The organism is Bacillus sanguinis (assembly GCF_018332475.1).
In the GTDB taxonomy this organism is placed as follows: domain Bacteria; phylum Bacillota; class Bacilli; order Bacillales; family Bacillaceae_G; genus Bacillus_A; species Bacillus_A sanguinis.
Window position 1 is genome coordinate 1 of record NZ_BOQB01000358.1, and the last position, 3,849, is coordinate 3,849.

The 3,849-nt window shown below is 31.9% G+C and carries 5 protein-coding genes; 1 reads left to right on the plus strand and 4 read right to left on the minus strand.

Going from position 1 to position 3,849, the window contains the following annotated elements:
• Positions 1 to 49 precede the first annotated feature (49 nt).
• Positions 50 to 688, plus strand: a complete 639-nt coding sequence (locus tag KI369_RS25885) for a YczE/YyaS/YitT family protein (RefSeq protein ID WP_212958275.1) — start codon at positions 50 to 52, stop codon at positions 686 to 688.
• Positions 689 to 778: 90 nt separating this feature from the next.
• Here KI369_RS25885 and KI369_RS25890 read toward each other — a convergent pair whose 3' ends face one another.
• The 4 genes from KI369_RS25890 to KI369_RS25905 all read right to left on the minus strand — a co-directional run bounded on the left by KI369_RS25890 (position 779) and on the right by KI369_RS25905 (position 3,420).
• Positions 779 to 1,096, minus strand: coding sequence for a hypothetical protein (locus KI369_RS25890; protein ID WP_212958277.1), 318 nt, complete (start codon positions 1,094 to 1,096; stop codon positions 779 to 781).
• Between the two features lie 314 nt (positions 1,097 to 1,410).
• Entirely contained in the window at positions 1,411 to 1,986 is a 576-nt protein-coding gene (locus tag KI369_RS25895) for a histidine phosphatase family protein (RefSeq protein WP_212958279.1), read from the minus strand.
• A gap of 30 nt (positions 1,987 to 2,016) precedes the next feature.
• Complete coding sequence (locus tag KI369_RS25900; protein ID WP_212958281.1) at positions 2,017 to 2,832, minus strand: alpha/beta fold hydrolase; 816 nt, start codon at positions 2,830 to 2,832, stop codon at positions 2,017 to 2,019.
• A 183-nt stretch (positions 2,833 to 3,015) separates the two neighbouring features.
• A complete protein-coding gene (locus tag KI369_RS25905; RefSeq protein WP_212958283.1) occupies positions 3,016 to 3,420 on the minus strand; it encodes a VOC family protein in 405 nt (134 codons plus the stop codon).
• Between the last annotated feature and the right edge of the window lie 429 nt (positions 3,421 to 3,849).

Consider the following 3,849-nt stretch of genomic DNA (forward strand, 5'->3'; position numbering starts at 1 on the left):
AACTCTTACATGTAATATACATAATTATACAATATAGGAGGTTTTAAAGATGAGGCTAACTCTCTTTCGCTATTTTCTTTTTTTCTTAGGATTAATTTTTTTCGGCCTTGGAAATGCTCTTGCAGTCAAAGTTAAATTTCTCGGTTTACATCCTTGGGAAGTTTTAAATATGGCCCTCTACCAGAGATTTGGATGGAGCATCGGTACATGGAGTGTCATATGCGGATTATGTCTCGTTCTCATTTCTTTACTAGTAGATCGAAAATATATAAATGTGGGCACATTTTTAAATGCACTACTTATCGGTCCTATTATGGACTTTTTCTTACAATCAAATATTCTTCCAAACGCTACTAATCATTTATGGATAAACTTACTCATTTTATTTTCTGGTATTGCCATTACAGGTATCGGAGGAGGTATGTATGTTGCGGCTGGGATTGGTGCTGGACCTCGCGATGGATTCATGCTTACTATTTCCGACAAAACAGGTTTATCTATTAGCCGTGCTCGAATCATTGTAGAATGCGTTGTACTAGTTATTGGATTTATGCTCGGTGGTCCTGTTTTTATCGTAACTTTTCTATACACTTTTATTCAAAGTCCCATCTTTCAGCAATCATTTAAGGTGTTTCAAACACTACTACATACTTTACAAAACAAAGATAAAGTTAGTGAGCATATTTAAATTACAACTTAATACAAATCAAACACCCTATTTACGACTCTCACCGCAGATAGGGTGTTTCTTTTTCATCTCACAATTTAAGAATATATGCTACTCATTCACAATAAAAGTATATACATCGTTATAAATACAACCATTTACCCTAATAACGTACTTCCCGGGTTTACTAAAACGAATTGTGTATTTATTTAGCTGAATTGCTTCTTTATCTCCAGAAAGAACATCAATGCTTCTGCCACTTAATACATATAATTCATTTAGATTCATCGATACATCAATTGCATTGAAATTCTCCTCTGTCACTTGCTTTGATTCCGCAGCACTTACACTTGGTTCTAAAAACAGTAGTCCACTTAACCCAATCGTTCCCGCTAAAGCTACTCCCGCAAACTTTTTAATCTTTTTCATCACAATGTCCCCCTTATAGATTTTGTGTAAAGGCGATTTTTCTCTTTACACCACAAAGCCTATATGTAATGAAATGAAAAGTAAACGGAGACCGTAAGACAAAATTCTACATCTTTTTCTCCAATTGAATAGAAATCCATCGTTTGGAGTTTTGTCACATTTAAAATTGTTTCCTTAAACCAAATTCTATTTTCATTATTCAGAAATTGAATAGTTACTTATTGATTTAAGATTCTAAAAATAGTTGATAAAAATACATTCTAAAAAAAGTTTGTTTATAAGTACGAATTAAAACACACTCCATATATTCAGTTTCATTCTCCTATCCATATTTTTTCTACATTCAATAATTGTTCATCATTAAATTCCAGCTTATATATGTCAGGCTTTGATGTATGTATTAAAAATTCAAACCCATATTGGTTATTAAAGTAATTCATCATTAATGTCATTACAAGGCCATGTGTACCAATTACAATTTTTTGTCCTTGAAAATTCATTAATATTTCTTTTAACACTTTCACTACCCGTCTCTGACAATCCTTATATGACTCTCCTTCCGTTCGTGCAAAGTCAGGATCAGAAAACATCTTTTTTACAAGTGGATATACCTCTTTATCTGATATAACCAGGTCCTCACTTGCAAATCTACATTCTTTGAGATTTTCATATACTACTATTTCTTTTTCATAAAAATTAGCTGCCCCTTCTATCGTTAACATAGCCCGATTATAAGGACTCGAAATAAAAGTATCAATCCCCTCCATCTTTAATATGTCAGTCACTCTATGAGTATCCATTTTTCCCTTTTCAGTTAATCCACGTGTTCTTTCATCTCCTTCTAGTTTTGGTGATTCACCATGCCTAACCATATAGATATATGTATTCATACTTCCTCCTTGAAAATATTCATTCGTTTTTTATAAACTTTGCTGATCTGTTCGTCTAATCCATTCTCCTACTAAACTCTCGAATAATTCAGGCTGTTCAATTTGTAAATTATGCCCTGCCATATCTAACACCGCTAATGTCGCTCTTGGGTAACCATCAATAATTCGTATAATATCTTGATAACCTACCGATATATCTTGTCTTCCGGCTAATAAAAGAACGGGTTGCTCATATGTCTTATGATGAAAATTCATAGTAAGAGAGTAATTCTGTTGCAATCTTTCAATAAATTCATAATTAGCAATATCTAGCCCTGGCTTAATTTCCTCTTGAAATCGCTTATATGTATATTCATTTGCTATCACTGCTAACTCACAAAATCCCTCTCTTTCCCTAGAAGTTAACTTATTTAAAAATTCATAATATTGTAAAATCACCTGTTTATCTGGAAGAATCCTTTTTTCTGAATCCGCTACAACAACAGGACATACTAATAGTAATCCGTTAACTCTTTCAAACAGCTTTGTGAGTATTCCTCTGGCTAAATAGCCTCCGTATGACTCTCCTACCAACAAAAATTCTTCAGTAGAAATGATTTTCTCAATAAATGTAATAAGCACTTCTACTATACGATCTGAACTATTTATCCAATCTGGAGCGTTCGACTTTCCCATTCCTGGTAAATCAATATATATTCGCTTATAACCTTCATATTTTTGAAATACTGATTCCATACATTTCATCATTAACCTATGATCTGGTGCACAACCATGTATAATAAGGACCGGTTTCCCCTCTCCAACAATTTCATAGTATATTTCCGCATCTTTAATTCGCCATAACATAAAAAGTCCTCCCTATTTATACATTCCTTTTGAATAGAAACACTAGCAAACTTATAAGAATACATGTTCTCAATTTACATCTTTTTTAAATTAATTGTCAAATATGAATATTCAGTTTATAAAAACCAAAAAGCTTCCTCCTATTTTTATTCCATAGAAGAAAGCTAATTTAATTTTACCCTATCATAATTTGAAACCTTGTTCTTCAATTTTCATCAACACAATCCTCCAACCATCTGGATCCTCTACCGTTATCCCCTTGTCTTTCCAGTATGGGTTTTCAGGTTCAACCTCACCATATCCCATTGTATGCAGCCTTGTACTCACTTTTTTCATTTCACTATCTTCATTCATATAAAATACAAGCAAATTATCCTTCGTTGGAGCTGGACAAGGACTTCCATCAATATGTCTTGTAAATTCTAAATGGTACTCTTCTTCTGGTAGCCCAAACATAATACCATCATACCCTTCATGATTATAGAATTCACCTATACGTTTTAAACCTAAGCCTTTTTCATAAAATGCTGTAACCTCTTCAAACTTATCCGTCGGACGTGCAATTCGAAACTTCACCCAATTTTTCATACTTTTCCTCCTTTACTAAAGATTTCGTACATGCTTACATATTATTGTATATACGTCACATCTTTTTGAAATCCCTCATTAGTATGAGAATAGATGCATACAAAAGTTTAGTTTAAAATTTATAACAAAAACATCTTATATAAAATTCAATGCATTACCTTTATGCAATTATGCATATTCACTTGCGAACCATTAAAAAACCTTTAAAATTCAAAGGATGACTAAATATACAATTTCCATTTAGAATCTTGATGTAATACATACTATTAAATACAATATTTTTTTAAATTTTAAGAAGTATTAAACTCTTCATCACTTTCCTTATACGCATGATTTTTATAAGGAAATCTGATACAATTCTTAAATAATATTATTATGTATAGATATTACGAATATAGTGCATAATTAAAGAAGGTGATTTTATTGAAA

Bases quoted from the DNA above. Each gene is read 5' to 3' on its own strand.
- KI369_RS25885 (WP_212958275.1), top strand. From the start codon at position 50: ATGAGGCTAACTCTCTTTCGCTATTTTCTTTTTTTCTTAGGATTAATT.
- KI369_RS25890 (WP_212958277.1), bottom strand. From the start codon at position 1,096: ATGAAAAAGATTAAAAAGTTTGCGGGAGTAGCTTTAGCGGGAACGATT.
- KI369_RS25895 (WP_212958279.1), bottom strand. From the start codon at position 1,986: ATGAATACATATATCTATATGGTTAGGCATGGTGAATCACCAAAACTA.
- KI369_RS25900 (WP_212958281.1), bottom strand. From the start codon at position 2,832: ATGTTATGGCGAATTAAAGATGCGGAAATATACTATGAAATTGTTGGA.
- KI369_RS25905 (WP_212958283.1), bottom strand. From the start codon at position 3,420: ATGAAAAATTGGGTGAAGTTTCGAATTGCACGTCCGACGGATAAGTTT.